Raw genomic sequence first — 26,376 nt, 5'->3', positions numbered from 1 at the left:
CTCAGCGGCCGTGCTTCAGCTCGCCCGAGCCGCATCGCGCCGACGACGAGCGCGGGTGACGCGGCATCCGTTCGCGCGGGGGCCTGGCTCTGCGCCTCACTCGGGCAGGTCGAGCTCGCCCAGCGCATCCGGCTGGTTGCGAAAGGCCCGGGCGAAGACTTCCCGGTTGCGGGCCATGAACAGGCCCAGGTCTTCGCACTGCTTCTCGGCAAGACCGGGCACGGCCTTGTCCAGCACGCTGGCGAGGGACTCGGCCAGCTCCAGCATCTTGTCGTGACGATCGGCTTCGGCTTTATCCATGAACAGGCGCTCCGGATCTCGGCTACTGCGATACAACACTTCGACGGCCATGCGTCACCTCGTATCCTGTATCTGTTTATATATACAGTATTCGGCTTTGTCCGGGATTGCAACCACGACCGTTCGGCGGGTACCGTCCGGGCACTCATGGCAATTTGCCAATCGTTCGACATTTCCAGGCGGTAGCGAAATAGTCAGGGGAAACTTAAGGGCGCAAGCTGGTCTCTGAGTGTGGACTGAACGGGCATCCACGCCCGCCTTTTCCGGATCATCTCCGGCTCACGGAACGAGACCGCCCATGCCCAGCCGCCTTTTCTCTTCGCCCTGTGCCCCGCTCGGCCGACACCTGTCCAACGAGGTGCGGGCGTGAGTTCGACCGTCATCATCCTGGCCATCACCGTCGCCAGCTTCCTGCTGGGGTTCCTGCGCGACCTGCTTATCGCCCGCCAATTCGGGGTGAGCTGGGAGGCCGACCTCATCTTCGTCGCGCTGATCCTGCCGGTATTCTTCGAAAGCTTCTTCGGTCTCGCCCTGCGCGATGCCATGATTCCCTATCTGCAGCGCATCCGCGACCGCTGCAATAACCAGTACGAGCAGGTGGGCCGCTGGCTGTATTGGCGCATCGGCCTGTTCGGCCTGCTGCTGTCGGTGATCGGGGTGGTGGCCAGTCCCTGGCTGATGCACGCCCTGGCGCCGGGCTGGAGCGACGAGCAGGTCGAGGCGGGCAAGCTGGTGTTCGCCGTCGGCACCCTGCTGATCTGCGTACAGGCCATCCTCTATTGCCAGGGGGCGCTGCTCAACCTGGATCGTATCTTCATCCTACCGATGACCCGGACGCTGATGCTGAACCTCGGCGCCATCCTGGCCATCGTCATCCTGCAGCCGAGTGGCATCAGCCTGTTCATCGGCATGCTGCTGCCTCAGGTGCTGCTGATCGTCATCCAGCACCGGCGTTTGGGCTACCTTGGCCAGCGCTCGGTCGCCGCCATGGAGAAGCCAGAAGGCAGCCCCTTCGCGCTGACCTTCGCCCCGGTGCTGCTCGCCGCCGGTGCCCAGCAGGGCTGCATGCTGGCGGAGCGCTTCTTCGCCTCGCTGCTGGCGGAAGGCAACATCACTATGCTGTCGTTCTCCTATCGCATCGTCACCATCCCGCTCACGCTCTATGCGTTGTCGATCCTGGCGATGATCTTCCCCGAGCTGACCCGCAGCTGGAACGAGGGCAGCGCCGACAAGTACGCCGCGTTGATGCGCAAGGCGCTGCTGGGCACCCTACTGTTCCTGGTGCCGGCCGCGGTGGTGCTGTTCGGTTACGCCGAGCCGGTGGTCAAGGTCCTGCTGGAGCGCGGTGCCTTCGGTGCCGAGCAGAGCGCGGCGACCGCCACTCTGGTGGTGGCCTATGCCCTGGGCCTGCCGTGGATGGGACTGGCGCTGCTGTGGGGCCGGGCGCTGCTATCGCAGCAGCGGGCGCGGACCTTCCTCTATGCCACCCTGGCCAGTTCGCTGATCACCGTGGCCCTGGATGCCTGCCTCTACAAACCCTTCGGCGCCCAGGGCCTGGCCTATTCCTTCACCACCGGGGCCTTCCTGCAGGCGCTGTTCATGGCGCTGGCGCTGTATCGCCACTCCCTGGGTGGCCTGCACCTGACCCTGCTGCTGCGCTGGTTCGGCGCCGGCAGTGCGGTGGCTCTCCTGAGTCTCTGGTTGCCGAAGCCGGTCGGCCTGCTGGAGCTGATCGTCGGCATCGGCGTGGCGATGCTGGTGTTCGTGCTGCTGCTACTGGCCCTGGGCGAGCGCGATCTGTTCCGGCGCGCCTACTGGGCGCGGGGCGTCAGCGGAACGGAGGGTGCCGAACCCTCTCGTTAGAAGAGTTAAAAGTAGCGATCTGCAGCCATTGGTCGCTAATTGCTACGAAGTCATGAATTTTTGAGATGGCTTCGAGTCGCACGGAAAGAGTGATCCCAGTCAATAGAATTTCTGATGGAAGTGCTGTTGTTCCATTTGCAAGAGATCGGACACGTAGTTGGGGTCGGCACTTCGCAAGGTGGCCTTGGTCGCCACCATCATTCTCTTAGAAAGGAATCGATCCTATGTCCTCCCCTACCTCCGTCACCCGCATCGGTATCGTCGGTACCGGCATGATTTCCCGTTGCCTCGCGCGACTGATCAGCCGTCACTACGACGACATGACTGTCACCCGCGTCCTGACCCGCCGTCCCATCGCCACGGTCACCGACTATCCGTTGCCCGAGGCGCTGACCCTGTCGGTGAACGAACTCATCGACCAGTGCGACCTGTTGGTGGAATGCAGTGGCGACCCCTACCACGGCACCGAGATCATCGAGCGCGCTTTCGAGGCCGGCATCAAGGTGGTCACCATCAATGCTGAGCTGCAGGTGACGACCGGCTCCTACCTGGCGGGCAAGGGCTTCCTCACCGAGGCCGAGGGCGACCAGCCCGGTTCGCTGGCCGCGCTGCACGAGGAAGCGGTGCAGATGGGCTTCAAGCCGCTGGTGTACGGCAACATGAAGGGCTACCTGAACCACAATCCGACCCCGGAAGACATGGCCTACTGGTCCGCGCGCCAGGGCACCAGCGTCGACCAGACCACCTCCTTCACCGACGGCACCAAGGTGCAGATCGAGCAGGTGGTGGTGGGCAACCACTATGGCGCGACCATCACCCGCCAGGGCCTGGAAGGCCTGAACTCGACCAACCTGCAGGACAGCGCCAACATCCTCGCGCAGATGGCCGAGCAACTGGGCAAGCCCATCGTCGACTACGTGATCCCCAGCGGCTACTCCGCGGGCGGCGTCTTCGTGGTCGGTCGCCATGACGAGGACCAGGCCGGCGCCATCGAGTACTTCAAGCTGGGCAAGGGGCCGTACTACGTGCTGGTGCGTCCCTTCCACCTATGCTCCCTGGAAGTCGGCAAGACCCTGAGACGCGTCATCGCCGGCGGCAAGGTCCTGCTCAACAACTCGCCCACGCCGACCCTGAGCGTGGCGGCGATCATGAAGAAGCCCATGGCCGTGGGCGAGGTCATCGAGCGCGGTATCGGTGGCTACAGCGTGCGCGGCGAAGCGGTGAAGATCGCCGAGTGCCCGGACCACTTGCCGATCGGCCTGCTCAAGCACAGCGTGCTCAAGCGGGCGATGGAGCCTGGCCAGATCGTCACCTTCGACGACGTCGAACTGACGCCCAGCCGCGCGCTGGACATCGTGCTGCAACAGCATCGCGAGGCGATTCACCGGCAGGTGCTGGAAACCCAGCTCAGCGAGCCGGCCTGGAATGCCGTGGCTAGCCTGGCGCCGGTTGCCGCGCTGCCCAAGGTCGCTGGCTCGGTGCTGTCCTGAGTCACGCCGTGCAGTGAAACGAAGAAGGGGCCGCGCGGCCCCTTCTTTCATTGGGCGCTGTCGGCCGCCGCGCGCAGGCGCGCCACCGTGGCGGGCAGTTCGTCCATGTGGGCGATCAACGCGGTCACCCCCAGCTTGGTCAGGGTCTCGCCGTGGCTCGGCGGGATATGGCTGGCACCGGTGAAGCCAATGACCCGCATCCCGGCGGCCAGGGCCGCGCGTACGCCGGTGGCGCTGTCTTCGATCACCAGGCACCGCTCCGGCGCAACGCCCATCGTCCTGGCGGCGAGCAGATAGACGTCGGGCGCCGGCTTGGGTCGCTCGACCATGTCGGCGCTGAAGATATGGCCCGCCACGCGCTCGACCAAGCCGGCCCGGCGCACCGAGGCCTCGACGCTATGCCTGAGGCTGTTGGAGGCCACCGCCAGCGGCAAATCGAGGCTCTCCAGGGCGCGCTTCACCCCGGGGATGGGTTCGACGCTGCTGGCGATGAGAGTTTCGGCCTGGGCGCGCAGCTCGCCGAACAGCTGCGGCGGCAGGGTGATGCCGAAGCGTTGCTCGACCAGGGCGAAGATGTCCCGGGTCGTCAGGCCAAAGGTGCCGTGCAGCAGGGCTTGCAGCTCGGCACGGGGCGCATGGGCGGCGAGGCCGTCGAGCACGACGCGCTCGGCGAGGATTTCGCTGTCGACCAGTACGCCATCGCAGTCGCTGATCAGCAGTTCCACAGGGGTGACAGTCATCGGTATTCCTTGCAGGGGGATTTCAGTATCTGGGCAGCGCGTCCCGCATCGCTCGCCAGGGTGGTCGGACTGTTGGAAAAGGGGCCGTTTCGCTGGCCGCGGCGGGCCTGTCCGCCCGGTCGAAAACGGGCCCGGCAGTACCTTTCAGCAGGCTCGGCGGGGCCTGCCAGGCAAAACGAATTCGACCTTTGGAGGGTAATCGCTTTCCCGAAAAATATGGCGTAGAGTTCGAGAACTGTGTTTGCTTGGGTCGCCGTCGATCGTGACCTGAGGCGGTAGGATCCATGTCCACCCCTTGCTGCGATTCTTGTTACTCCTTGCAACTCAGTCCCGGGCGGATGGTCTATGCAACGCATTGCCGCGCCAGCACCTGTCATAACAAACCCGTTATTCCAAGGAGCAACACCCGTCATGTCGAATCGTCAGAACGGCACCGTCAAATGGTTCAACGAAACCAAAGGCTACGGCTTCATCACTCCCGAGAGCGGTCCGGACGTGTTCGTTCACTTCCGCGCGATCGAAGGCAAAGGTTTCAAGACCCTGGCTGAAGGCCAGAAGGTCAGCTTCGAAGTCGTGCAAGGCCAGAAAGGCATGCAGGCAGAGCACGTACAGGTCATCTGACACCTGGCGTCGCCCGAAGCTCATGAAAAACCCCGGCCAGGCCGGGGTTTTTCATGTCTGGCGCCCGAGATGGTCATCCCAGGCGCCTCGTCGCTCGTCACTCCACGTTCTGGGCGCTCTTCTCGGGCTCCGTGGCCAGGGGTTTGACCCGGCGACCGGTTTCCCGCGAAGCCTGCAGGAAGATCCCGGCGGCCAGCATCGACAGCACACCGACACTGATGAAGGTGGCGCGGAAGGCGGAGAGCACCTCGGCGTCGCCGTAGTCGTCCTGGAAACCACCCAGCAGCGCCGCGGCGCAGGCCACCCCGAAGCTCATGGCCAGTTGCATCACCACCGACAGCAGACTGTTGCCGCTGGCCGCCTGCTGGTCGTGCAGGTCGATGAGGGTGATGGTGTTCATGGCGGTGAACTGCAGGGAATTCACCGCGCCGAGGATGCCCAGGTGGATGAGCAGCCAGACGAAGGGCGTGGACGGGCCGAGCAGCGCGAGACTGGCGATCAGGCAGCCCAGCAGCAGGGTGTTGCCGACCAAAAGACGGCGGTAGCCGAGGCGCCCGATCAGCGGTCCGGCGATGGGCTTGGCCAGCATCGCCGACAGTGCCAGGGGCATCATCAGCAGGCCGGCCTGGGCCGGTGGATAGCCCAGCCCTACCTGGAACAGCAGCGGGATGAGAAAGGGCAGGGCACCGCTGCCGAGGCGGGCGAAGAGGTTGCCGAAGATGCCCACCGCGAAGCTGCGGATGCGGAACAGGTCGGGTGAGAACAGCGGCTGGTCGTGGTGCAGGGCGCGCAGCCAGTAGGCGACCATGCAGGCCATGCCGCCCATCAGCAGCAGCACCACCCGCACGTGGGGCAGGTGCAGTTCACCGAGACCCTCCAAGGCGACGCTGATCAGGATCATGGCGCTGCCGAACAGCAGGAAGCCCAGGCCATCGAAGCGTTGCGGCAGCGGGCTGTGCAGATCGGGCAGCAGCCGGCGCGTGGCCAGACAGCCGAGAATCCCCACCGGCAGATTGATCAGGAAGATCCAGTGCCAGGACACGGCCTCCACCAGCCAGCCGCCCAGTGCCGGGCCCGCCAGGGGGCCGATGAGGCCGGGAATGGTGATGAAGCTGAGGATGCGCACCAGCTCGCTGCGCGGATAGACCCGCAGGATCACCAGGCGCCCTACCGGTAGCATCAGCGAGCCGCCCAGGCCCTGGATGACCCGCGCGGCGATCAGCAGATTGAGGCTGGGCGCCAGGGCGCAAAGCAGCGAGCCGAAGGTGAAGAGGGCGATGGCGGTGAAGAAGGTACGGCGACTGCCGAAGCGGTCGGAGATCCAGCCCGAGGCTGGGATCAGCAGCGCCACGGTGAGCAGGTAGGCGATCACCACCCCCTGCATGCGCAAGGGATTCTCGCCGAGGTCGGCGGCCATGCGCGGCAGGGCGGTGTTGACGATGGTCGCATCCAGCGACTGCATGAAGAAGGCGACGGCGATCAGCCAGGGGAGCCAGCGGGCCGTGGTGGAATCCAGGGTCGGGGTGGGCATGGTGGGTCCTTGTCGAGACGTCCGACTACCCGCTCTCTGACTGCCAGCGGGCGCCAGGGTGCCCCGGGCCGACCGTCATTTCGCGGACTGCAGCAGCGCCTCGATCCGCTGGTCCTTTTCGGCCCAGAGCTCGCTGACCCACTGCTGGAAGTCCGCGCGGAAATCGGCGTCTTCGCTGTAGTCACCGGCCCAGCGCGCGGGGTCCAGCGGTCGCGCGCGGATGTCGATGATAACGCGTTTCACCCGTCCGCAGATCAGCTCCCAGAAGCCGGGGACACGGCCATCGGGATAGACCAGGGTGATGTCCAGCAGGGTGTCCAACTGGTCGCCCATGGCGGCGAGGACGAAGGCCATGCCGCCGGCCTTGGGCTTGAGCAGGTGGCGATACGGCGAGCCCTGCTCGGCATGCTTGGCGGCGGTGAAGCGCGTGCCTTCCAGGTAGTTGACGATGGTCACCGGCTGGCGGCGGAATTTCTCGCAGGCGCGCCGGGTGATGGCGAGGTCCGCGCCTTTCAGCTCAGGGCGGCGGGCGAGCTGCGCCTTGGTGTATCTCTTCATGAAGGGGTAGTCCAGCCCCCACCAGGCGAGCCCGAGAAAGGGCACCCAGATCAGCTCCTTCTTCAGGAAGAACTTGAAGTAGGGCACCTTGCGATTGAAGGTCTCGATCAGCGCGGGGATGTCCACCCAGGACTGGTGGTTGCAGATCACCAGGTAGGAGCGCTCCCGACGCAGCACCTCGGCGCCGCGGATGTCCCAGACGGTTGGTGTGAGGCGAGCGAAGATCAGCTTGTTGATCTCCGCCCAGCCCTCGGCGATGTTCATCACCAGCCGCGAGCAGAAATCGCGCAGCGGCATGATGGGCAGCAGCTTGATCAGCGCGAACAGCAGCAACGGACCGATGAGGACGAGAGTGTTGAGCAGGAGCAGGAAGGAGACGGTGATACCGGTGAGGAGGTGCATGAAGGCTCTCGTCTAGAACTTGGGGCGATAGTCTTTAGCGTGACATGACGTTTTGCCATTATCGCACCGACGGGCGGCTGCCGCCTGGACGCTGCGGAAGTGAACGCCATGCTGAAAAAGATTACCAGTGACCAGGTCTGCCTCGGTATGTACATCCATGGCTTCGAAGGAAGCTGGATCGACCATCCGTTCTGGAAGGCCCGCTTCCTGCTGCAGAACCCGCGCGACCTGGACAAGATCCGTGAGAGTGCGGTGACGGCGGTCTGGATCGACAGCAGCAAGGGCCGCGATTGCTACTCGGCAGCCCCTGTCGCGACGACCGAGTCCGCGGCCTTGCCGGCGGAGACGCCCGCCGCGAGTCCGGCCGTTGCCGCGGCTGCTCCGGTAGCCGCTCCCGTTGCCGCCGCGCCTTCCGTCGAGGTGTCCGCCGCGGTCCGTCTGGGCAGTTGCCAGCAGGAGCTGGTCCAGGCCGCTGAGGTCAGTACCCACGCCAAGTACCAGGTGGCGCGCCTGTTCCAGGATGCCCGGCTGGGCAAGGCCATCGACCTGGGCGAGATGGATGCGGTGGTCGAGCAGATCTCGGCGTCGGTCCTGCGGCATCCCTCGGCGATGATCAGCCTGACGCGCTTGCGCACGGCGGATGAATACACCTACATCCATTCGGTCTCGGTGTGCGCGCTGATGACCGCGGTGGCCCGGCAGATGGGGCTGTCGGCCGCCGAGGTGCAGGCCGCGGGCACCGCGGGCCTGCTGCACGACGTGGGCAAGCTGCTGACGCCCCCCGAGGTGCTCAACAAGCCGGGCCGCCTGACCGACGAGGAATTCGCCGTGATGAAGCGTCATCCCGAGCAGGGCGTCGCCCTGCTGGAGGAATGGCAGGCCTCGGCGGAGACCATCGACGTCTGTCGGCACCACCACGAGAAATTCGACGGCAGCGGCTATCCCGATGGCCTGGCCGGCACCCAGATCAGCCTGCTCTCGCGGATCGCGGCGGTGTGCGATGTCTATGACGCCATCTCCTCGACCCGCCCCTACAAGACGGCCTGGAGTCCCGCCGAGTCGATCCGGCGCATGGCGGAATGGAAGGGGCATTTCGATCCCCAGGTGTTCCAGGCCTTCGTCAAGACCCTGGGTATCTATCCGATCGGCTCCCTGGTGCGCCTGAGCACCGAGCAGTTGGCGGTGGTCGTCGATCAGCACCCGGACAATCTGCTGACGCCCAAGGTGCGGGTGTTCTTCTCTACCCGTTCGCGGACGCCGTTGCCGCAGCGCCTGCTGGATCTCTCCCGGGCGCCCGCGGGTGAGCGCATCCTGCGCCGGGAGCTGCCCGAGGACTGGGGTTTTCGCAATCTGGAGCGGCTCTGGCAACAGGCCTAATGCCCTCTCAGGGACGAGTAGCCTGCAGGGACGGCCGGTCGCCGGTGCGCGAGTACCAGGCGGCGATGCGCGGACAGTCGCTGCGCCAGGCCCAGGTGGGGATACGGAAGTCCAGGTAGCCGAGCAGGCAGGCCATGCCGATCCCGGCCACGTCGAACTCGCCTTCCAGCTCGCCGATGGCGCCGCGTTCGAAGTAGTCCAGGGCGCGGGCGATCTTTTCCTGCTGGTTGTCCAGCCAGAGTTTCCATTGCATGCCCGGCGGGCGCATGAAGCTTTCGTAGCGGATCTGTACGGCAGCTTCCATCATGGCGTCGCACAGCGAGGCCAGGGTCAACCGGCGCCAGCGCGCGGGGCCTTCTCGCGGAATCAGCGGCGCCCGCCCGTGCAGGGTATCCAGGTAGTCGAGGATGACCCGACTGTCGTGCAGGCAGGTGCCGTCGGCCAGGCGCAGGGCGGGGATCTTGCCAGCGGGATTGGTATCTATGACGTCTCTATTGGGGTTGAGGGGCGTCTGCTGGACGATTTCCACCTCGACCTGCTCGATCAGATCCGTCTCGTGGAGCATGACCACGACTTTGCGACCGAAGGGCGAGGCGGGGGTGTGGTACAGGATCATGGACATGGCCGGGCTCTCCAGGTTGCGGACTCGAACCCCGTCACTGTAAGCCTTCGGTGGTTACCGGTGAAAGATGGCCTTGGTCTAAGTGCCCGGTAGCAGGGGGCGCTCAGGCGCTGCCGGGCAGGTCGATATGGACGCCCAGGCCGCGCCCCTGTAGGCCTTCGCCCAGTTGCAGACCGCCGCCGTGGATCTCGACGATGCGCTTGACGATGGGCAGGCCGAGACCGCTGCCGCCGTTCTGGCCGGCGCTTTCGCTGCGATAGAAGCGAGTGAAGATCATCTCGCGCTCTTCCGCGGTAACGCCCGGACCGCTGTCGCAGACGTCGATCCGCACCCGGCCGGGCGTACCGGCCGCGACCCGCACCAGTACCTGGCCGCCGCTGGGGGTGTAGCGGATGGCGTTGCCGACCAGGTTGGTGAGCAGGACGCCGAGCCAGGTGGGGATGCCGCAAAGGCGGACGTCCTGGTCTTCGAGGACCAGCTCGATGTTCTTGTCGATGGCCAGGGGCGCCAGTTCCGAGAGGGTATCCGCGGCCAGGGCACCGAGCTGGACCGGCACGAACTGTTCCTGCAGGGCGCCGCTGTCCAGCCGGGCCAGCAGCAGGATCTGCTCCATCAGTTGACTGATGCGTTCGGCACTGCGGCGAACCTGGACCAGGCCGCGCGCGTGGGCCTGGGGATCGCTGGATCTCAGCGCCACCTGGGTGTGGGTCAGCAGGCTGGCCAGGGGCGTGCGAATCTCGTGGGCGGCATCGCTGGTGAGTCGCCGCTCGGCTTCCAGGGCACCGTCGAGGCGTTGCAGCAAGGCATTGATTTCCTCGACCAATACCGCCGCTTCCTGGGGCACCCGGGTCAGCGGCAGGGGTTCCAGGCGCTGGGCGGAGCGCTGCTTGATCTGCGCCGCCAGTTGCCGCAGGGGTTCGAGGCCGCGGGTGACGCCGAGCCAGATGAGCGCGGCCAGGACCGGCAGGGCCAGCGCCAGGGGAAACAGGGAGCCGAGCAGCAGCAGATTGATGGCACCGCGGCGGTCGGCGAGGTTCTCGTAGATCCAGATGCGTCCGTCCCCGCTGGTCAGACGCAGGATGCGCCAGTGCTGTCCATCGGCGGTCAGACTGCTGAAGCCAGGGGGTTGTTCGGTCAGCCCGGGCGGTGCACCCGGGGTGCCGAGACGCTGGTCACCCGCCTGCAGCAGATAGCCCAGGGCATTGCGGCGCTTGAACAGCGGCAGGTCGGCGATGGCCGTGCGACTGCGCTCCAGGGTGCGCGCCGCCGGCGGCAGGGTGTGATCGCTGCCTTCGCTGAGGGTGGCCAGGTGCAGGGCCGCCGCGCCGAAGTCGAGCATGTCTTCGTCGGCCAGGCGATTCACCTGGCGCAGGACCAGTTGGTAGGTGACCAGCGCCGCGATCAGCCAGCAGGCGAAGATCCCGCAGAGCAGCAGGGTCAGCAGCCGTCGGCGCAATGAGGCGGCGGGGCTGTCGCTCATGCCGGGGGGCGCTCGGGCTGATCGATGCCGTAACCGATGCCGCGGACGGTGCGGATCAGACTGCTGCCGAGCTTGCGTCTGAGGTGGTGGATATGGACTTCGATGGCGTTGCTCTCAACGTCGCCGTCCCAGCCATAGAGCGCCTGTTCCAGGCGGTTGCGCGAGAGCACCTTGCCCATGTTCTCCAGCAGCAGGCGCAGCAGGGCGTACTCCCGCGGCGCCAGTTCGACCGGCTGGCCGGCGAGGGTGACGCGGTGGGTGGCCGGATCGACCCGCAGGTCATTGTGCTCCAGCTGCGGCTGGGCACGACCGGCGCTGCGCCGGGTGAGGGCACGGACGCGAGCGAGCAATTCGTCGAGGTCGAAGGGCTTGGTCAGGTAGTCGTCGGCGCCGGTATCCAGGCCGGTGACCCGGTCGGTGACCTTGTCGCGGGCGGTGAGGATCAGCACCGGGGTGGCATCGCCGCGCTTGCGCAGGCTGGCCAGCACCTCGAGTCCGGAGCGGCGGGGCAGGCCGATGTCGAGCACCACCAGGTCGAAAGGATCGGTTTCCAGCGCAGCCTGGGCCGCCTGGCCGTCGGTGACCCAGTCGACGGTGTCGCCTTCCAGGGCCAGGCCGGCGCGGATGCCATCGCCCAGCAGCATGTCGTCTTCGGCCAGCAGTATTCTCATCGCGTTTTCCCAGGCGGTGGTGCGGTTTTACCGCTCCGGGCCTGCCGCGGCAAGAGCGGTGACCACCTGCGGTGGTCAGCTTCAGACTAGGTTGGAGCGCTTAAGGACGGATTAACGCTGGCTGCTTCAGGGACGCTGGGCGCTGACGCGCCAGATGGTGTTGCCGACGTCGTCGGCCACCAGCAGGGCGCCACGGCCATCGTTGACCACACCGACCGGTCGGCCTTGGGCCTCTTCCTTGGCGTTGAGGAAGCCGCTCAGCAGGTCGCGTGGCGGACCGCTCGGCTTACCGTCCTGGAAGGGTATGAAGATCACCTTGTAGCCGCTCTTGGGGTCACGGTTCCAGGAGCCGTGCTGACCGACGAACAGGCCCTGGCGGAAGGCTTCCGGTAGCTGGGTGTCGGCGCTGGCGAAGGCCAGGCCCAGGGAAGCGGTATGGGTACCCAGGGCATAGTCGGGGGTGAGCGCCCTGGCGACCAGGTCCGGGCGCGGTGGCTGGACGCGGCTGTCGACATGCTGGCCCCAGTAGCTGTAGGGCCAGCCATAGAAGCCGCCGTCCTGCACCGAGGTGGCGTAGTCGGGCACCAGGTCGCTGCCGATTTCGTCGCGTTCGTTGACCACCGTCCACAGCTTGCCGGTGGTGGGCTCCCAATCCAGGCCGTTGGGGTTGCGCAGGCCGGTGGCGAACAGGCGCTTCTCGCCAGTGGCCCGATCCAGCTCCCAGATGGCAGCGCGGCCTTGCTCTATATCCAGCCCGTTTTCGCCGACGTTGCTGTTGGAGCCGACGGTGAGGTAGAGCTTCTTGCCGTCGCGACTGGCGATCACGTTCTTGGTCCAATGGTGGTTGATGCCCGCCGGCAGCTCGGTGACCGTCACCGGTGGGCCGTCCAGGCGCGTCGCACCGGGACGATAGGTTAAGCGCACCAGGGCGTCGGCGTTGGCGACATAGAAGTCGTTGCCCACCAGCGCCATACCGAAGGGCGAGTGCAGATGCTCGGCGAACACCGTACGGGTCTCGGCGACGCCATCGCCATCCGCGTCGCGCAGCAGGGTGATGCGATCGGCGCTGGGAACGCCGGCGCCGGCCTTCTTCATGAACAGGCCGGCGATCCAGTTCTTCAGACCGGGAAAGCCATCGCGCTTGGGCGCATTGCTTTCCGCCACCAGCACGTCGCCATTGGGCAGCACATAGAGCCAGCGCGGATGGTCGAGGCCGCTGGCGAAAGCCTTGACCTGGGTGCCGGCCGCCGCGGTAGGCGTTGCGCCCTGTGGCCAGCCCACCGCCGTCGCCACGTTGATCGTGGGCAGGAAGGTCTGGTGCGGTTCCGGTAGCGTCGGCGCTGGGCCGAAACTGGCCCCCTGCTGCAGCCGGGCGTGCTCGCCGCAGCCGAGCAGGGCGCCGGCGGCCAGCGTCAGGCCCAGGGTACGAAAGGCGAAGGGGGCGTGCAGGGTCATGGCAGAGGCTCTCGCAAGGGATTGCAGGGGTAGAGCCTGGTCTGGATAGAACGTTCCGCCGGGTAGTACCCGGCTACATTAACGGCGTGCGGGCCTGACCGGGGTCGTAGCAGAAGGTTACAAGTCGACCAAAAAAGGAACTTCGGTCTCTTCTCGTTCGCAACCGTTTCGCTCGACCACCAACTGCCGCAGAAAACCATGATCATTCAGAAGGTTAGCCGACCTGCCTCGTCCCAGGGTGTGAGACGCCAGTAATCTGACGCGAAATGCATGGTTAACTGACTGTTTTTCAAGGGAAAAATTAACTCAAGCCGTGAGTTCGCGCGCCGATAGCTGCATCAACAATGACGACGAAGTCGCGCCACGCGGCGCCGCAGGAGGACGCGGCCGCCTGAGCTCGCCCACGCCAGAGCCCGCTAGTTTGCGGGGGCGGGGAGTCCTTTTTCCCATAGGTGCAGTCATGCAATCCCTCACCCGGCGCTTGCGCCACTTTTCCCTACGCCTTGCCGGTACCCTGGCACTGACCAGCGTGCTGTTCGGTTCGGTCCAGGCGGTCGAGCTGGTCGGTCTCAACTTCTCCGGGGCCGGCTTCGCCAGTCAGGTGCTGCCCGGCATGAACAACCGCAACTACGTCTTTCCCAGCGAGCAGCATTTCAAGGACTGGAGCGCCAAGGGCATCAAGTTGGTGCGCTTTCCGATCATCTGGGAGCGTATCCAGCCCAAGCTGAATTCGATGCTGGACCCGGACTACGGCGCCCTGGTCACCCAGACCCTCAACTATGCTCAGAAGTACGGAGTGCAGGTGATCCTCGATCTGCACAACTACGCCCGCTATCGCGGCGAGGTCATCGGCGCCGGTCAGGTGACCTACAACCACTACTGGGACGTGATGTACCGCCTGGCCTACCGCTTCGGCAAGCACCCGGCCCTATATGGCTACGACATCATGAACGAGCCCCACGACGCCGTGGCCTTCTGGCCCACCGCGGCCCAGTACGGCATCAATGGCATCCGTACCGTGGACAACGTGCATCCGATCATCGTCGAGGGCAACGGCTGGTCCAGCGCGTCGCGTTGGCCACAGTGGAACGATCCGCTGCTGGCGCTCAAGGATCCGGCGGACAAGCTGATCTTTTCCGCCCACGTCTATTTCGACGATGACGGCGGTGGCCAGTACGTCAGCAAGGACATGAGCGGCTTCGATCCCCAGGTCGGGGTGAACCGGGTCAAGCCCTTCGTCGACTGGTTGAAGAAGAACGGCAAGCAGGGCTACATCGGCGAATTCGGCGTACCCGACGACGATCCGCGCTGGCTGGTGGCCATGGACAACATGCTGGCCTATCTCAAGCAGAACTGTATCCCGGCCAGCTACTGGGCCGCCGGTCCGGGCTGGGGCGACTACAACCTAGCGGTGGAGCCCATCAACGGCGTGGATCGGCCGCAGTGGGCGACGTTGAAGAAGTACGTCGACAACACCAGCTGCGTGCGGATAGGGCCCAATTAAGCCTTGCTGACGATGGCGGTCCTGCGGGTTGGCAGGCTACCCTTCGCCTTTAGAGCGGCTTCCAAACTACTGCGCGTCCGCCATACGGGCGCGTGCAGTGCTCGGAATCCTCAGGTACCGCCTGTACATTGCGGTTCCTGTGCGCCGCGCGCGTCCGCACGCCAGCCGCTCGCTACGTTTGTTTAGCCGCTCTCTCAACCGTGCCAGTCCCGAGGACCCCCCATGAGCCAGATACCCGCCGACCTGCGTTACGCCGCCAGCCACGAATGGGCGCGCCTGGAAGCCGACGGTAGCGTCACCGTCGGCATTTCCGACCATGCCCAGGAGGCCCTGGGCGATGTGGTGTTCATCGAATTGCCGGAAGTCGGCAAGACCCTCGCCGCGGGCGATCAGGCCGGGGTGGTGGAGTCGGTCAAGGCCGCATCCGACATCTATGCGCCAGTGGGAGGCGAGGTGATCGCCGTCAACGAGGCCCTGGCCGATGCACCCGAGCAGGTCAACGGCGAGCCCTATGGCGCCTGGTTCTTCAAGCTCAAGCCGCAGGATGCGGCCGAGCTGGACAAGCTGCTGGACGCCGACGGCTATCGTCAGGCCAGCGAGAGCTGATCGACCTGCCCGATAGCTGGGCAGTCACTCAAAAAGAAACCCCGCGCGGCATGGCCGGCGGGGTTTCTTTTTTGGCTCTGCCCTTAGAGCCTGTTCAAAGTCTCGCGAGCTAGAGCCAAACAAGGCGAAAATGCCTGAGGAAGCGGAGTTTACGAGTGGTAAATGAGCATTCCGAAGGCATTTTCAACGCGGTTTGGCCGACGCGCAGCAGACTTTGAGCGGGCTCTTACTGGGTCAGGATGCGCATGGCCAGGTCGCTGTCGCTGGCCTTGAGGTCCGGCTCGGCGGCGCGCATGTCGCGCAGGGCGGCTTCCAGGTAAGGACCGCGGATCTGGCCGTTGCTGGCCAGGTAGGAGCTGGCATCGTCCTGGGTGGCGGCGACGATCTTGTGGTCGTCACGGCTGGTGGTATAGAACGAGCCCGAGGTCGCTCCCAGGGTCGCGGCATGCCGCCAGAACCGGGCATCTGCATTGGCGGCGGTGGTCGCGGCCAGCAGCGGCAGGCCAATCAGGGAAACCAGAGCAAGCTTCTTCAGGCGCATGGATGAGATCTCCTTCTTGAGGTTTCCATTAGAGAGCGAAGAGGTCCGACGAGTTCCGAACCTTCCGCTGCTAGCCTTGGATCATGCTGTGGATGCGCCGGGCCAGGGCATCGATGTCGAAGGGCTTGATCAGCATGTCCATGTTCTCGCCGAGGAATTCGCCGCGCACCTTGGCGTTCTTGGCATAACCGGTGATGAACAGCACCTTGAGCTCGGGGCGCCGGCCACGGGCGACCTCGGCCAGCTGGCGGCCGTTCATGCCAGGCAGGCCGACGTCGCTGATGAGCAGGTCCAGCCGTTGCTCGCTTTCGATGATCGGCAGGGCGCCATCGGCGTCGCTGGCCTCCAGCGCGGTGTAGCCCAGTTCGGCGAGCACCTCCAGCACTATCATGCGCACCGCGTATTCGTCTTCCACCACCAGCACGGTCTGGCCGGCTTCGGCGCGTGGAGCGGTCTTGGTCTCCGCTTGCTCGCTGGCTGCCGGCCCAGTCTCGGGATGCCGTGGCAGATAGAGGCTGATGGTGGTGCCCTGGCCCTGCTCGGTGTCGATGCGGGCAGTGCCGCCCGACTGCTTGACGAAGCCATAGATCATCGACAGGCCGAGCCCCGTGCCCTGGCCGGCCGGCTTGGTGGTGAAGAAGGGCTCGAAGGCCTTGGCCTTGACCTCCGGCGGCATGCCGGTGCCGGTATCGGCCACGCTCAGGCGCACGTAGTCGCCTGGCGTCAGGGATTCGCGCGCGGCGGCCTCGGCATCCAGGCTGAGGGTGGCGGTAGCGATGCATAGCTCGCCGCCTGCCGGCATGGCGTCGCGCCCGTTGATCACCAGGTTGAGCAGGGCATTCTCCAGCTGGTGGGCATCGCTGTGGGCGAGCCAGGCCAGCGGGGCCAGGTCCAGGCGCAGGGCGACATTCTCGCCCACGGTGCGCACCAGCAAATCCTCCAGGGAGTGGATCAGCTGGTGCACGTCGACCGGTTGCGGATCCAGGGTCTGGCGGCGGGCGAAGGCCAGCAGCCGGTGGGTGAGGGCGGCAGCGCGGTCGGCGGAATTGACCGCGGCGTTGATGTAGCGATCCAGATCCTGGGTACGGCCGTTGGCAATGCGCAGGCGGATCAGGTCGAGGGCGCCGACGATGCCGGTGAGCATGTTGTTGAAGTCATGGGCGATGCCGCCGGTGAGCTGGCCGATGGCTTCCATCTTCTGCGACTGGCGCAGCGCTTCCTCGGTCCTTTCGCGCTCGTAGATCTCGGCGATCAGGCGCGCATGGCTGCGCCCCAGCTCCTGGGTACGCTCGACGATCCGCTGCTCCAGCTGGTCGGTGGTCTGGCGCGCCTCGGTGATATCCACGCCGCAACCGACCAGGCCGTGGAAGTCGCCGTCGATTTCCAGCCGCGGTGTGCCTTCCAGGCGCAGCCAACGCCACTCGCCCTGGGCGTTGCGCACCCGTACCTCGGCGCGCAGGACACTGTGGGTGGCGATGGCCTGGTTGAAGACGCCCTCGAACGCCGGGCATTCCGCCTCCGGCAGCAGGGCACTCCAGCCCTGGCCGCGCAGGTCGGCATCGTGCAGATCGAACTCGCTGGCGAAGCGCTGGTTGACGAACTGCAGCTGGCCCTCGGCATCGCAGGCCCAGATCAACACGGGAGCGCTGTCGGCCATCAGGCGGAAGCGGCCCTCGCTCTCGCGCTGGGCATCCTGGGAGCGCTGCCGGCAAATGGCCGACCAAAGCCGGTCGGTGACGTCGCGCAGGAATTGCACCTCGCCTTCCGTCCACAGCCGGGCGCGCTGGTCGTGGGCGACGAAGAGGGCCCGCAGGCGACCGTCCTCGTAGAGCGGGATGTCTACCAGGGCGGCGATCTCTAGGTCGAGCAGGCGCTGGGCATTGGCCTGGGCACGGGGGTCCTGGCTGACGTCCTCGATGACCAGCGGCGCCTCGCCGTCCTGGTTGCCCAGGCTGTCGGGGGCGAGCAGCGGATAGGCCAGCGCCTGATCGAAGCTGCCGTTGGGAGTCCACACCTGCTGCGGGACGAAGGCGCCGCGGCTTTCGTCGAAGAGGGCATAACCGACCCGGCGCAGGCCGAGGCGGGCGCCTACCAGCTCCAGGGCGGCGGCCACCCCGGTGGTTTCCGGATCGCCTTCGCGCAGGCGGTCGCCCAATTCGAGGAGGGCATGCTGACGGGCTTCGGCTTCGCGTCGCTCTTCGATCTGCCGGCGCAGCTGGCGATTGGTCTCGCTGATGCGATCGGCATCCTGGCGCTCGCGGGTGATGTCGCGGGCGATGCCGAGCAGCCGCCGGTGCCCCCCCAGCTCCTGGCGCTCGCGTCCGCGGATGCTCAGCCAGACCGGCTCGCCCTGCCGCGGATTGCGTACGCGGAAGGTCAGGCGCAGGTCATAGCCGCTGCCCTGGCTCTGGATGGCGGCGCTCACGTAGGCGCGCACCCGCGGCGCGTCGGCCGGATGCAGGGCGCGCAGCAGGGCCGCGCCGCGCAGGCTACGGCGCCGCTCCGGGGCGCCGACCAGATGGGCCAGGCGGGCGTCCCAGCTGATCAGGTCGCGGTCGATGTCGTAGTCCCAGACGCCCAGGTCGGCGACGTCCATGGCCAGGGCGATGCGTTGCTCGGCCAGGCGCAGGGCATCGGCCGCGGCGGTGCGCTCGATGACGATGCGGATACGCTCGGCTACCTCGCGTACCAGGGCCACGTCGCCGATGGTCCAGGGGCGAGGCGCGTCGGCATAGAGGAACAGCAGCCCCACCAGTTGCTCCTCGGCCAGCAGCGGCACCACCAGGCCGGCGCGCACGCCATGCTCCAGCAGCAGCTCGCGCATCTCGCCGAGGCGTTGGTCCTGGGCGCTGTCTTCCACGCTGACGATGATGCCGCGGCGCAATTCAGCCACCGCCGAGGTGTGCCAGTGCGTCAGGTTGGGCAGGTTGAGGCGGCGCGTGCGGCCGCCGGCGAGCCAGTCGCTGTCGATGATCAGGCTGCCATCGCGACCGACTCGGGCATAGCCGATGCGCTGCACGCCGAGCAAATGGCCGAGGCTGTCGCCCAGCACCGAGGCCACCTCGCCGGTATGGGTCACGCCATGCAGCAGGTCGCCCAGCTCCAGCAGAAAGCGCTGGCGGTCGTGGCTGCGGATGCGCTCGCTGAGGTCGACGAAGGTGCAGATGGCGCCCTGCACCTCGCCGTCGCGCCAGAGTGGCTGGGCGCGCCACTCCACCGGCAGCAGGCTGCCGTCTTCGCGCAGCAGGGAGTCGGCGGACAGGTGCAGGGTCTCGCCCTGGCGGGCCACGCGACGCAGCGCCAGGGCGCCGTCCTCGCTGCGCGCCGAGCCGAGGCGGGTGGTCAGGGGTTCGTCCAGGCCGTCGCGATCCTCGGCCAGGCCGAGCATCTGGCGGAAGGCGCGGTTACACAGGGTAGTGCGCCCTTCGCGATCCAGGGCGCAGAAGCCTTCGTGGGTGGATTCGAGCAGCAGGTGGGCGAAGGCCTCGCTTTCCTGCAGCGCCGTCTCGGCGCGCTTGCGACTGTCGATGTCCTGGGCCACGCCGACCCAGTGCTCGATCTCGCCGCTGGCATTGGTGAAGGGCATGGTGCGGGTTTCGAACCAGCGATAGTGGCCCTGGGCATCGCGCAGTTGCAGTTCCAGGCTGCCGGCGACGCGCTGTTGGCGGACCTCGCTCCAGCGTCGCAGCAGCTGCTGCCGCTGCTCGGGATGGATGGCGCCGGCCCAGAGATCGGGATCGGCCGCCGTGCGTTCGGGACTCAGGCCGCTGTATTCGTACCAGTAGCGATTGGCGTACTCGAAGGTGCCGTCGGGGCGGGCGAACCAGATGATCTGCGGATTGACGTCCATCAGCGCCCGATAGTGGGTTTCATCCAGGGTGCTGTGGCGCGCCGGAGGCAGGGTCGCGCGGCGCGCCTCGAACAGTCGCAGCACCTGCCGCGCCAAGCGCTCCAGGCTTTCCAGGCGCGCCGCGCTCAACTCCCGCGGCTGCCAGTCGAAGACGCAGAGGCTACCGAGGAAGATGCCTTCGGCGGTGCGCAACGGGGCGTCGGCATAGAACCTCAGGCCTGCCGGATCGGCTACCAGCGGATTGTCGGCGAAGCGGGGATCCTGGCTCAGATCGACGATCTGTCGGGCGTCCTCGGCGGCGTGCCTCGGCTGGCAGAAGGACAGCGCCAGCGGCATGGTGGCGATACCCAGCCCGCGCTCGGCCCTGAACAGCTGCTGGTGCTCGCCCAGCAGGTTGACGGCGGCGATGGGGGTTTCGCAGAGTGTGGCGGCCACCTCCACCAGGTCATCGAGTGCCGGGTCCGGTTCACCGTCGAGCAGGCCATAGGCGGCCAGCGCCTCCAGCCGGCGCCGACTCAGCGCTGCCTCGTCGGCACCCTCTGCCGGGGTGTTCACCAGGGTTGTCTGCACGGCTCGCTATCCTTGTTCCGCTCGCGGGGCACTCATCAGGCGCTAACGTTCACTCTGGGGGGTGACACGCAAGACCTCTTCCACGGTAGTGAGACCGGCGGCGATCTTCTGCGCGCCCGACAATCTCAGGCTGCGCATGCCTTCCTTGAAGGCCTGGCGGCGCAGGGCGGTGATGTCGGTATCGCCCGTCACCAGTTCGCGCAGACTATCCGAGAGGGTGAGGATCTCGTACACCCCGGCGCGGCCCCGGTAGCCGGTGTCGCGGCACTCCGGACAGCCTACCGGTTGCATTGCGCCGGTGGGCAGCGGCGCATTCCAGGGCTTGGTCAGTTCCTGCCAGGTGGCCGGGTCCAGCTCGGTGGGTGTCTTGCACGCCGGGCAGAGGGTCCGTACCAGGCGCTGGGCCATGACGCCCAGGACCGTGGCGCGGATCAGGTAGTAGGGCACCCCCAGTTCGATCAGGCGGCTCACCGAGCTGGGCGCATCATTGGTGTGCAGGGTCGAGAGCACCAGGTGCCCGGTCAGCGCCGCCTGGATGGCCATCTCGGCGGTCTCCAGGTCGCGGATCTCACCGATCATGATGATGTCCGGGTCCTGGCGCATCAGCGCCCGCACGCCACTGGCGAAGGTCACCTCGATGTTGGGCTGCACCTGCATCTGGTTGAAGGCGTCCTCCACCATCTCGATGGGGTCTTCAATGGTGCAGACGTTCACCTCGGGCGTGGCCAGTTGCTTGAGGGTGGTGTAGAGGGTGGTGGTCTTGCCCGAACCGGTGGGGCCGGTGACCAGGATGATGCCGTTGGGCTGGCCGGTCATGCCGGCCCAGCGTTTCAGGTCGTCGGCGGAGAAGCCGAGCTGGTCGAAGCTCTTGAGCAGCACGTCCGGGTCGAAGATCCGCATCACCAGCTTCTCGCCGAAGGCGGTGGGCATGGTCGACAGGCGCAGCTCCACTTCCTTGTCGCCGGCCATGCGCGTCTTGATCCGGCCGTCCTGGGGCTTGCGCTTCTCGGCCACGTTCATGCGCCCGAGGTTCTTGATCCGGCTGACCACCGCCAGGGTGACCTGGGCGGGGAACTGGTAGACGGTGTGCAGCACGCCGTCGATGCGAAAGCGCACCGCCCCCTGCTCACGGCGCGGCTCGACGTGGATATCGCTGGCGCGCTGCTGGAAGGCGTACTGGAACAGCCAGTCGACGATGTTGACGATATGGGCATCGTTGGCGTCCGGCTCGCTGTCGCTGGCACCCAGGTTGACCAGTTGCTCGAAGTTGCCGACGCCGCTGGTCTTCTGCTCCACCGCCGAGGCACCGGTGACCGAGCGCGCCAGGCGGAAGAACTCCTGGGTGTAGCGGGTGATGTCGGCGGGGTTGGCCACCACGCGCTTGATCGGGCGTTGCAGCACATGGGTGAGGTTGCTTTCCCAGCTGTGCACGAAGGGCTGGGCGCTGGCCACCGTCACCTCTTCGGGGCTCACCGCCACGGCGAGGATCTTGTTGCGCTGGGCGAAGGCGTAGGACATCAGTGGGGTGACCGAGGCCACGTCCACCTTGAGCGGATCGATGCGGTAGAAGGGCTGGCCGGAATACTCGGCCAGCCAGCGGGTCAGGCTGTCCAGATCCAGCTTGCGCCCGGGGCGGGCGAGATCGTCCACGCTCTGCGCCGCCAGGAATTCCAGCGGATGCTGCTGCGGATTGGCGGAACCACGGCGCAATAGCAGGCACTGTTCGGCGGTCTGCTGGTCGATCCGCTGCTGGCTGACCAGCTCGCGCAGAATATCGCTCAGATCGAGCCAGCGGTCGGCGGAGGGAGAGGCTATGGCGGACATCTGGACTCCTGATTAAAGGTGGTCGCACTCGGTGACGCCCGGTAATTGACCGGGGGCGGCCGCCCTGCCGTACCCGTCAGGATGGCCGTCGCTTCCAGCATAGCGACTTTACTTTAAGGAATCGCTCGCGGCCTTATGCCATCAAGATGGACGGCTCGGAACGCCTGGCGTTCCTGCCGTCCGGCGGCTCAGACCAGGGCTTTCCAGGGCGCCAGGCCATGGACCAGACGTGCCTGCTCGGCCACGCCGGCGAGGTCGCCATGGGCGCTCAGCGGTGCCAGCTTGCCCAACTCGCCATACAGGCGGTCGGCCTCGGGCAGGTCCAGGGCGCCACGTGCCAGGTGCAGCCACACCTGCATCCGCTCCAGACGCGGCAACTGCTGCTGGATGAGTTCGGGCTCGGTGATGGCGCGCAGCAGCGGCAGCTCGGCGGCCTCCTGGGCCAGCAGCCGCGGCAGCCACTGGCCGAGAGGGGTGGCCCCCTGGCGCTCGCCGCGACCGGTGCGGCCCTGGGTCCAGGCGCGCTCATGCAGCCAACGGGCGGCGCGCAGGGAGAACAGCCCCCAACGCGGCTGCTCCAGCTCGGCGGCGAAGCGCTGCGGTGCCTGGCGGCGGGCGTCCTCGTCGTCCTGGCCGATCGCGGCCAGCGGGCGCCACTCGGTGAGCAGCTCGTCGAGGGTCTGGCGCAAGTCGCGGCTGGTCGCCCGGGGAGCGGCCTGGCCGAGACTGCCGAGCAGGGCGCGCAGATCGATCAACTGGTGCACCCAATCCACCAGCAGACGCCAGTGACCGTTCCAGCGATATTGCTCGGCCAGGCGCTGGCTGCCCGCCAGCAGATGCCAGCCGAGGCGGGCGACGGCGTCGTCCAGCGGCGTGTCGGCGTCCAGTTCCGGCGCGGGTAGGTAGAGGGTGTAGCTCGAGGCATCGTGCAGACGATAGCCGCGCTCGGCCTTGCTGATGTCGCAAGGCATCAGGGGTAGCTCGGCCGCCAGCTGCTCGGCCAGCTCCAGCAGCGCCGCCGGTTCGCCCTGGCGCAATTCCAGCTCCACTTCGGCGATGGCGTCGCGCTGTTCGCCCGCGCGCACCTCGCCCTGGTCGAGCGCCACTTCGATGATGGTGCGGGCCTTGCCGCGACCCCAGGCGATCTCCGCCGCGTCGCGGACGAAATCGGTGTCGAACACCGGCTGCAGGCGGCGCAGGTCCAGCTCGGCCAGCTCCGCCGGCCAGCAGCTATCGTCGAACAGCGAGGTATCCAGGGTGGCGTCGGCCAGCGGCCATTCCCACTCGTTGCGCTCGGACAGTCCCGCTACGCTCTGGCCACGGCTCTTGAGCGTCTGGATGTAGCGATCGCCGTCACGGCGTACCCGCAGGGCGACCTTGGCATGGGCCAGGTCACGGGTGTCGGTGTCGTAGTAGCAATTGGACAGCTCGTGGCGCTGCCAGCCGTCCTTGCAACGCTTCTTGAGCAGGGGATGAGCGCGCAGGGCGTCGAGGGTCGCCGCACTGGCGCGCAGCTTGATTTCGGTTTCTTTGGCCATTGGAGCATCCTGGCGCCGGAAGAGAACGGTCCGGCTCCGTGCCGAGCGCGTCATGACGACGGAGGGCGAGAACGTGGGCGCTAGTTTAGCCCGTCCCGGCACCCGGGCGCATGAAGGTTTCATCCCAGGGCGGATGGCGCCATCATGGAGCCGTGTCCAGGAGACTCCCATGACCCTGCCTGCCCTCAAGTCGCTGTTCGCCACCCTGATCGCCGAGACCTCGGTGAGCTGCACCCAGCCGGCGCTGGACCAGTCCAACGCCGGCGTCGTCGCGCGCCTGGCCGACTGGTTCGGCGCCCTGGGCTTCACCTGCGAGACCCAGGAGGTGAGCCCGGGCAAGTTCAACCTGATCGCCACCCTGGGCAGCGGTCCGGGAGGGCTGGTGCTGGCCGGCCATACCGATACCGTGCCCTACGACGAAGCGCTGTGGCAGGCCGATCCCCTGCGGCTGCGCGAGGCCGACGACCGCTGGTACGGCCTCGGCAGCTGCGACATGAAGGGCTTCTTCGCGCTGATCCTCGAAGCCATCCGCGATCTGGATCTACGGCAACTGCGCCAGCCGCTGATCGTCCTGGCCACCTGCGACGAAGAGTCCTCCATGGACGGCGCCCGCGCATTGGCCGAGGCCGGCCGCCCCCTGGGTCGTGCCGCGGTGATCGGTGAGCCGACCGGCCTGAAGCCGATCCGCCTGCACAAGGGCATCCTCATGGAGCGCATCGACATCCTCGGTCAGAGCGGCCACTCCTCCGATCCGACCCTGGGCCACAGCGCCCTGGAAGCCATGCACGCGGTGCTGGGTGAGCTGCTCGAATTGCGCGCCCAGTGGCAGCGCGAATACCGCAATCCGCTGTTCCTGGTACCCCAGCCGACGCTCAACCTCGGCTGTATCCATGGCGGTGACAACCCCAACCGCATCTGCGGCCAGTGCGCTCTGGAGTTCGACCTGCGGCCGCTACCGGGTATGCAGCCGGAAGCCTTGCGCGCCGCCATCCGCGGGCGACTGCAGCCCGTCGCTGAGCGCTTTGGCGTGCGGATCGACTACCAGCCGCTGTTTCCCGCCGTGCCGCCCTTCGAGCAACCGGCCGAGGCCGAACTGGTGCGCCTGGCCGAGCGCCTCACCGGTCACCAGGCCGACGCCGTGGCCTTCGCCACCGAAGCGCCCTATCTGCAGGCGATCACCCAGGAGGTGCTGGTGCTCGGGCCCGGTGATATCAGCTGCGCCCACCAACCCGAGGAACACCTGGACCTGGCGCGGATCGCTCCGACCGTGAGTCTGCTGCAGGCCCTGATTCGCCACTACTGCCTGGGCGATGCGGCTGTCGTCCGATGAATTGGCCGGTCGCCCGGCGTGACTTTTTGTAAACTCCAGGTGGTCTACTGACGCTGCCTGCACATCCGCCCTAGTCGAGGAACCTCCGTGCTGCGACGACGCTGAACGCCCTGCCTGCCTTCGTTCACCCTCACGCCCATCCACCAAGGGTCTTCGTCTCGATGCACGATTACGTCAATTGGCTCCGCCATGCCTCGCCCTACATCAACGCCCACCGCGACGCCACCTTCGTCGTCATGCTCCCCGGTGACGGCGTCGACCATCCCAACTTCGGCAACATCGTCCACGACCTGGTGCTGCTGCACAGCCTGGGCGTGCGCCTCGTGCTGGTGCACGGCTCGCGCCCACAAATCGAAGCGCGCCTGGTCGCCCGCGGCATCGAGCCGCGCTTCTACAACGACCTGCGCATCACCGACGGCCCGACCCTGGAAGCGGTGATCGATGCGGTCGGCAGCCTGCGCAGCGCCATTGAGGCGCGGTTGTCCATGGACATGGCTGCCTCGCCCATGCAGGGCTCGCGCCTGCGGGTCGCCAGCGGCAACCTGGTCACCGCGCGCCCGGTCGGGGTCCAGGACGGCGTCGACTTCCACCACACCGGCGAGGTCCGCCGCATCGACCGCCGGGGCATCGGCCGACTGCTCGACGAGCGCACCATCGTGTTGCTCTCGCCGCTGGGCTATTCCCCCACCGGCGAGACCTTCAACCTGGCCTGCGAAGACGTGGCCATGCGCGCCGCCATCGACCTGGGCGCCGACAAGCTGGTGCTCTATGGCGCCGAGCCGGGCCTGTTGGACGAGCACGGCGCCCTGATCCGCGAGATCGGCCCGCAGCAGATCGCCAGCCACCTCAAGCGCCTGGGCAGTTCCTACCAGGCCGAGCTGCTGGACGCCGCCGCCCAGGCGACCCTGGGCGGCGTGCGGCGCTGCCATATCGTCGGCTACGCCGAGGACGGTGCCCTGCTCACCGAGCTCTTCACTCGCGCCGGCAGCGGTACCCTGGTGGCCCAGGAACCCTTCGAGACCCTGCGCGAGGCGACCATCGCCGACGTCGGCGGCCTGATGGAACTGATCCGCCCGCTGGAAGAGCAGGGCATCCTGGTGCGTCGCTCGCGCGAGGTACTGGAGCGGGAGATCGAGCAATTCAGCATCGTCGAACGCGAAGGCCTGATCATCGCCTGCGCCGCGCTCTATCCCATCGCCGACTCGGCGGCGGGCGAACTGGCCTGCCTGGCGGTGAATCCCGACTACCGCCACGGCGGCCGCGGCGACGCCCTGCTGGCCCGCATCGAGCAACGCGCTCGTGAGCGCGGCCTGAGCACCCTGTTCGTGCTCACCACCAAGACCGCGCACTGGTTTCGCGAACGCGGTTTCGAGCCCAGCGGCGTGGAACGCCTGCCGGCGGCGCGGGCGTCGCTGTACAACTTCCAGCGCAATTCGAAGATTTTCGAGAAGAGCCTGTAGGGGCTTGCTTATAAAGGGTTCTGAATAAGAATTGCTGGTCGAC

At 66.8% G+C, this 26,376-nt stretch carries 20 protein-coding genes and 1 other RNA gene; 9 read left to right on the top strand and 12 right to left on the bottom strand.

The window, feature by feature from the left end; translation table 11 throughout:
* Positions 1-96 precede the first annotated feature (96 nt).
* Entirely contained in the window at positions 97-351 is a 255-nt protein-coding gene (locus tag QZ471_RS07300) for a YebG family protein (RefSeq protein ID WP_059230628.1), read from the bottom strand.
* A 315-nt stretch (positions 352-666) separates the two neighbouring features.
* On the opposite strand from QZ471_RS07300, the gene QZ471_RS07295 reads away from it, so the two are divergent.
* Together QZ471_RS07295 and QZ471_RS07290 are read left to right on the top strand one after the other, a co-directional pair.
* Positions 667-2,163 carry a lipid II flippase MurJ gene (locus QZ471_RS07295; RefSeq protein ID WP_295462248.1) on the top strand — a complete coding sequence of 499 codons (1,497 nt, stop codon included), beginning with the start codon at positions 667-669 and terminating at the stop codon, positions 2,161-2,163.
* Positions 2,164-2,435: 272 nt separating this feature from the next.
* Positions 2,436-3,653 (top strand): NAD(P)-dependent oxidoreductase, encoded by a 1,218-nt coding sequence (locus QZ471_RS07290; RefSeq protein ID WP_295462394.1) that lies wholly within the window; start codon positions 2,436-2,438, stop codon positions 3,651-3,653.
* Positions 3,654-3,700: 47 nt separating this feature from the next.
* Here the strand turns inward: QZ471_RS07290 and QZ471_RS07285 are convergent, their stop codons facing one another.
* Positions 3,701-4,393, bottom strand: a complete 693-nt coding sequence (locus tag QZ471_RS07285; protein WP_295462246.1) for an HAD family hydrolase — start codon at positions 4,391-4,393, stop codon at positions 3,701-3,703.
* A gap of 411 nt (positions 4,394-4,804) precedes the next feature.
* On the opposite strand from QZ471_RS07285, the gene QZ471_RS07280 reads away from it, so the two are divergent.
* Entirely contained in the window at positions 4,805-5,014 is a 210-nt protein-coding gene (locus QZ471_RS07280) for a cold-shock protein (protein ID WP_007161279.1), read from the top strand.
* A 97-nt stretch (positions 5,015-5,111) separates the two neighbouring features.
* On the opposite strand, the gene mdtD is transcribed toward QZ471_RS07280, so the two are convergent.
* Together mdtD and QZ471_RS07270 are read right to left on the bottom strand one after the other, a co-directional pair.
* Positions 5,112-6,545 carry a multidrug transporter subunit MdtD gene (gene mdtD / locus QZ471_RS07275; RefSeq protein WP_295462244.1) on the bottom strand — a complete coding sequence of 478 codons (1,434 nt, stop codon included), beginning with the start codon at positions 6,543-6,545 and terminating at the stop codon, positions 5,112-5,114.
* A 75-nt stretch (positions 6,546-6,620) separates the two neighbouring features.
* A complete protein-coding gene (locus QZ471_RS07270) occupies positions 6,621-7,505 on the bottom strand; it encodes an acyltransferase (protein WP_295462242.1) in 885 nt (294 codons plus the stop codon).
* A gap of 108 nt (positions 7,506-7,613) precedes the next feature.
* On the opposite strand from QZ471_RS07270, the gene QZ471_RS07265 reads away from it, so the two are divergent.
* Positions 7,614-8,882: an HD-GYP domain-containing protein gene (locus QZ471_RS07265; protein WP_295462240.1), complete on the top strand. Its 1,269-nt coding sequence runs from the start codon at positions 7,614-7,616 to the stop codon at positions 8,880-8,882.
* A 7-nt stretch (positions 8,883-8,889) separates the two neighbouring features.
* Here the strand turns inward: QZ471_RS07265 and QZ471_RS07260 are convergent, their stop codons facing one another.
* The 4 genes from QZ471_RS07260 to QZ471_RS07245 all read right to left on the bottom strand — a co-directional run bounded on the left by QZ471_RS07260 (position 8,890) and on the right by QZ471_RS07245 (position 13,110).
* Positions 8,890-9,504 (bottom strand): glutathione S-transferase N-terminal domain-containing protein, encoded by a 615-nt coding sequence (locus QZ471_RS07260; RefSeq protein WP_295462238.1) that lies wholly within the window; start codon positions 9,502-9,504, stop codon positions 8,890-8,892.
* A gap of 103 nt (positions 9,505-9,607) precedes the next feature.
* Positions 9,608-10,984: an ATP-binding protein gene (locus tag QZ471_RS07255; protein ID WP_295462237.1), complete on the bottom strand. Its 1,377-nt coding sequence runs from the start codon at positions 10,982-10,984 to the stop codon at positions 9,608-9,610.
* Positions 10,981-11,655, bottom strand: a complete 675-nt coding sequence (locus QZ471_RS07250) for a response regulator (protein WP_059230644.1) — start codon at positions 11,653-11,655, stop codon at positions 10,981-10,983. The genes QZ471_RS07255 and QZ471_RS07250 overlap by 4 nt, the downstream gene beginning before the upstream one ends.
* Before the next feature lie 126 nt (positions 11,656-11,781).
* Entirely contained in the window at positions 11,782-13,110 is a 1,329-nt protein-coding gene (locus tag QZ471_RS07245) for a sorbosone dehydrogenase family protein (protein ID WP_295462234.1), read from the bottom strand.
* Between the two features lie 460 nt (positions 13,111-13,570).
* Here QZ471_RS07245 and QZ471_RS07240 point away from each other — a divergent pair, with 460 nt between their 5' ends.
* The 3 genes from QZ471_RS07240 to gcvH all read left to right on the top strand — a co-directional run bounded on the left by QZ471_RS07240 (position 13,571) and on the right by gcvH (position 15,220).
* Positions 13,571-14,614, top strand: coding sequence for a glycoside hydrolase family 5 protein (locus QZ471_RS07240; RefSeq protein ID WP_295462232.1), 1,044 nt, complete (start codon positions 13,571-13,573; stop codon positions 14,612-14,614).
* Between the two features lie 112 nt (positions 14,615-14,726).
* Positions 14,727-14,802, top strand: a non-coding RNA gene (locus QZ471_RS07235) — sX9 sRNA.
* Between the two features lie 34 nt (positions 14,803-14,836).
* On the top strand, positions 14,837-15,220 hold the full coding sequence (gene gcvH / locus QZ471_RS07230; RefSeq protein ID WP_295462230.1) for a glycine cleavage system protein GcvH: 384 nt from the start codon (positions 14,837-14,839) through the stop codon (positions 15,218-15,220).
* Between the two features lie 226 nt (positions 15,221-15,446).
* Here the strand turns inward: gcvH and QZ471_RS07225 are convergent, their stop codons facing one another.
* The 4 genes from QZ471_RS07225 to QZ471_RS07210 form a co-directional block, all read right to left on the bottom strand.
* A complete protein-coding gene (locus tag QZ471_RS07225; protein WP_295462228.1) occupies positions 15,447-15,761 on the bottom strand; it encodes a DUF2388 domain-containing protein in 315 nt (104 codons plus the stop codon).
* Between the two features lie 70 nt (positions 15,762-15,831).
* Positions 15,832-20,181 carry a PAS domain S-box protein gene (locus QZ471_RS07220; protein ID WP_295462226.1) on the bottom strand — a complete coding sequence of 1,450 codons (4,350 nt, stop codon included), beginning with the start codon at positions 20,179-20,181 and terminating at the stop codon, positions 15,832-15,834.
* Positions 20,182-20,223: 42 nt separating this feature from the next.
* Complete coding sequence (locus tag QZ471_RS07215) at positions 20,224-22,005, bottom strand: GspE/PulE family protein (protein ID WP_295462224.1); 1,782 nt, start codon at positions 22,003-22,005, stop codon at positions 20,224-20,226.
* 188 nt (positions 22,006-22,193) lie between these two features.
* Positions 22,194-23,543, bottom strand: a complete 1,350-nt coding sequence (locus QZ471_RS07210; protein ID WP_295462222.1) for an inorganic triphosphatase — start codon at positions 23,541-23,543, stop codon at positions 22,194-22,196.
* 169 nt (positions 23,544-23,712) lie between these two features.
* On the opposite strand from QZ471_RS07210, the gene argE reads away from it, so the two are divergent.
* Positions 23,713-24,873, top strand: coding sequence for an acetylornithine deacetylase (gene argE, locus QZ471_RS07205; RefSeq protein WP_295462220.1), 1,161 nt, complete (start codon positions 23,713-23,715; stop codon positions 24,871-24,873).
* A 161-nt stretch (positions 24,874-25,034) separates the two neighbouring features.
* Entirely contained in the window at positions 25,035-26,333 is a 1,299-nt protein-coding gene (gene argA, locus QZ471_RS07200; protein WP_295462218.1) for an amino-acid N-acetyltransferase, read from the top strand.
* Positions 26,334-26,376: the final 43 nt, after the last annotated feature.

This window comes from uncultured Pseudomonas sp., from assembly GCF_913774235.1.
Classification (GTDB): domain Bacteria; phylum Pseudomonadota; class Gammaproteobacteria; order Pseudomonadales; family Pseudomonadaceae; genus Chryseomonas.
This window is presented reverse-complemented; position numbering and strand designations above follow the sequence as displayed.

Bases quoted from the DNA above. Each gene is read 5' to 3' on its own strand.
- QZ471_RS07285 (WP_295462246.1), bottom strand. From the start codon at position 4,393: ATGACTGTCACCCCTGTGGAACTGCTGATCAGCGACTGCGATGGCGTA.
- gcvH (WP_295462230.1), top strand. From the start codon at position 14,837: ATGAGCCAGATACCCGCCGACCTGCGTTACGCCGCCAGCCACGAATGG.
- QZ471_RS07300 (WP_059230628.1), bottom strand. From the start codon at position 351: ATGGCCGTCGAAGTGTTGTATCGCAGTAGCCGAGATCCGGAGCGCCTG.
- QZ471_RS07225 (WP_295462228.1), bottom strand. From the start codon at position 15,761: ATGCGCCTGAAGAAGCTTGCTCTGGTTTCCCTGATTGGCCTGCCGCTG.
- QZ471_RS07255 (WP_295462237.1), bottom strand. From the start codon at position 10,984: ATGAGCGACAGCCCCGCCGCCTCATTGCGCCGACGGCTGCTGACCCTG.
- QZ471_RS07245 (WP_295462234.1), bottom strand. From the start codon at position 13,110: ATGACCCTGCACGCCCCCTTCGCCTTTCGTACCCTGGGCCTGACGCTG.
- QZ471_RS07280 (WP_007161279.1), top strand. From the start codon at position 4,805: ATGTCGAATCGTCAGAACGGCACCGTCAAATGGTTCAACGAAACCAAA.
- QZ471_RS07250 (WP_059230644.1), bottom strand. From the start codon at position 11,655: ATGAGAATACTGCTGGCCGAAGACGACATGCTGCTGGGCGATGGCATC.
- argA (WP_295462218.1), top strand. From the start codon at position 25,035: ATGCACGATTACGTCAATTGGCTCCGCCATGCCTCGCCCTACATCAAC.
- QZ471_RS07265 (WP_295462240.1), top strand. From the start codon at position 7,614: ATGCTGAAAAAGATTACCAGTGACCAGGTCTGCCTCGGTATGTACATC.
- QZ471_RS07215 (WP_295462224.1), bottom strand. From the start codon at position 22,005: ATGTCCGCCATAGCCTCTCCCTCCGCCGACCGCTGGCTCGATCTGAGC.
- QZ471_RS07260 (WP_295462238.1), bottom strand. From the start codon at position 9,504: ATGTCCATGATCCTGTACCACACCCCCGCCTCGCCCTTCGGTCGCAAA.
- QZ471_RS07290 (WP_295462394.1), top strand. From the start codon at position 2,436: ATGATTTCCCGTTGCCTCGCGCGACTGATCAGCCGTCACTACGACGAC.
- argE (WP_295462220.1), top strand. From the start codon at position 23,713: ATGACCCTGCCTGCCCTCAAGTCGCTGTTCGCCACCCTGATCGCCGAG.
- QZ471_RS07240 (WP_295462232.1), top strand. From the start codon at position 13,571: ATGCAATCCCTCACCCGGCGCTTGCGCCACTTTTCCCTACGCCTTGCC.
- QZ471_RS07210 (WP_295462222.1), bottom strand. From the start codon at position 23,543: ATGGCCAAAGAAACCGAAATCAAGCTGCGCGCCAGTGCGGCGACCCTC.
- QZ471_RS07270 (WP_295462242.1), bottom strand. From the start codon at position 7,505: ATGCACCTCCTCACCGGTATCACCGTCTCCTTCCTGCTCCTGCTCAAC.
- mdtD (WP_295462244.1), bottom strand. From the start codon at position 6,545: ATGCCCACCCCGACCCTGGATTCCACCACGGCCCGCTGGCTCCCCTGG.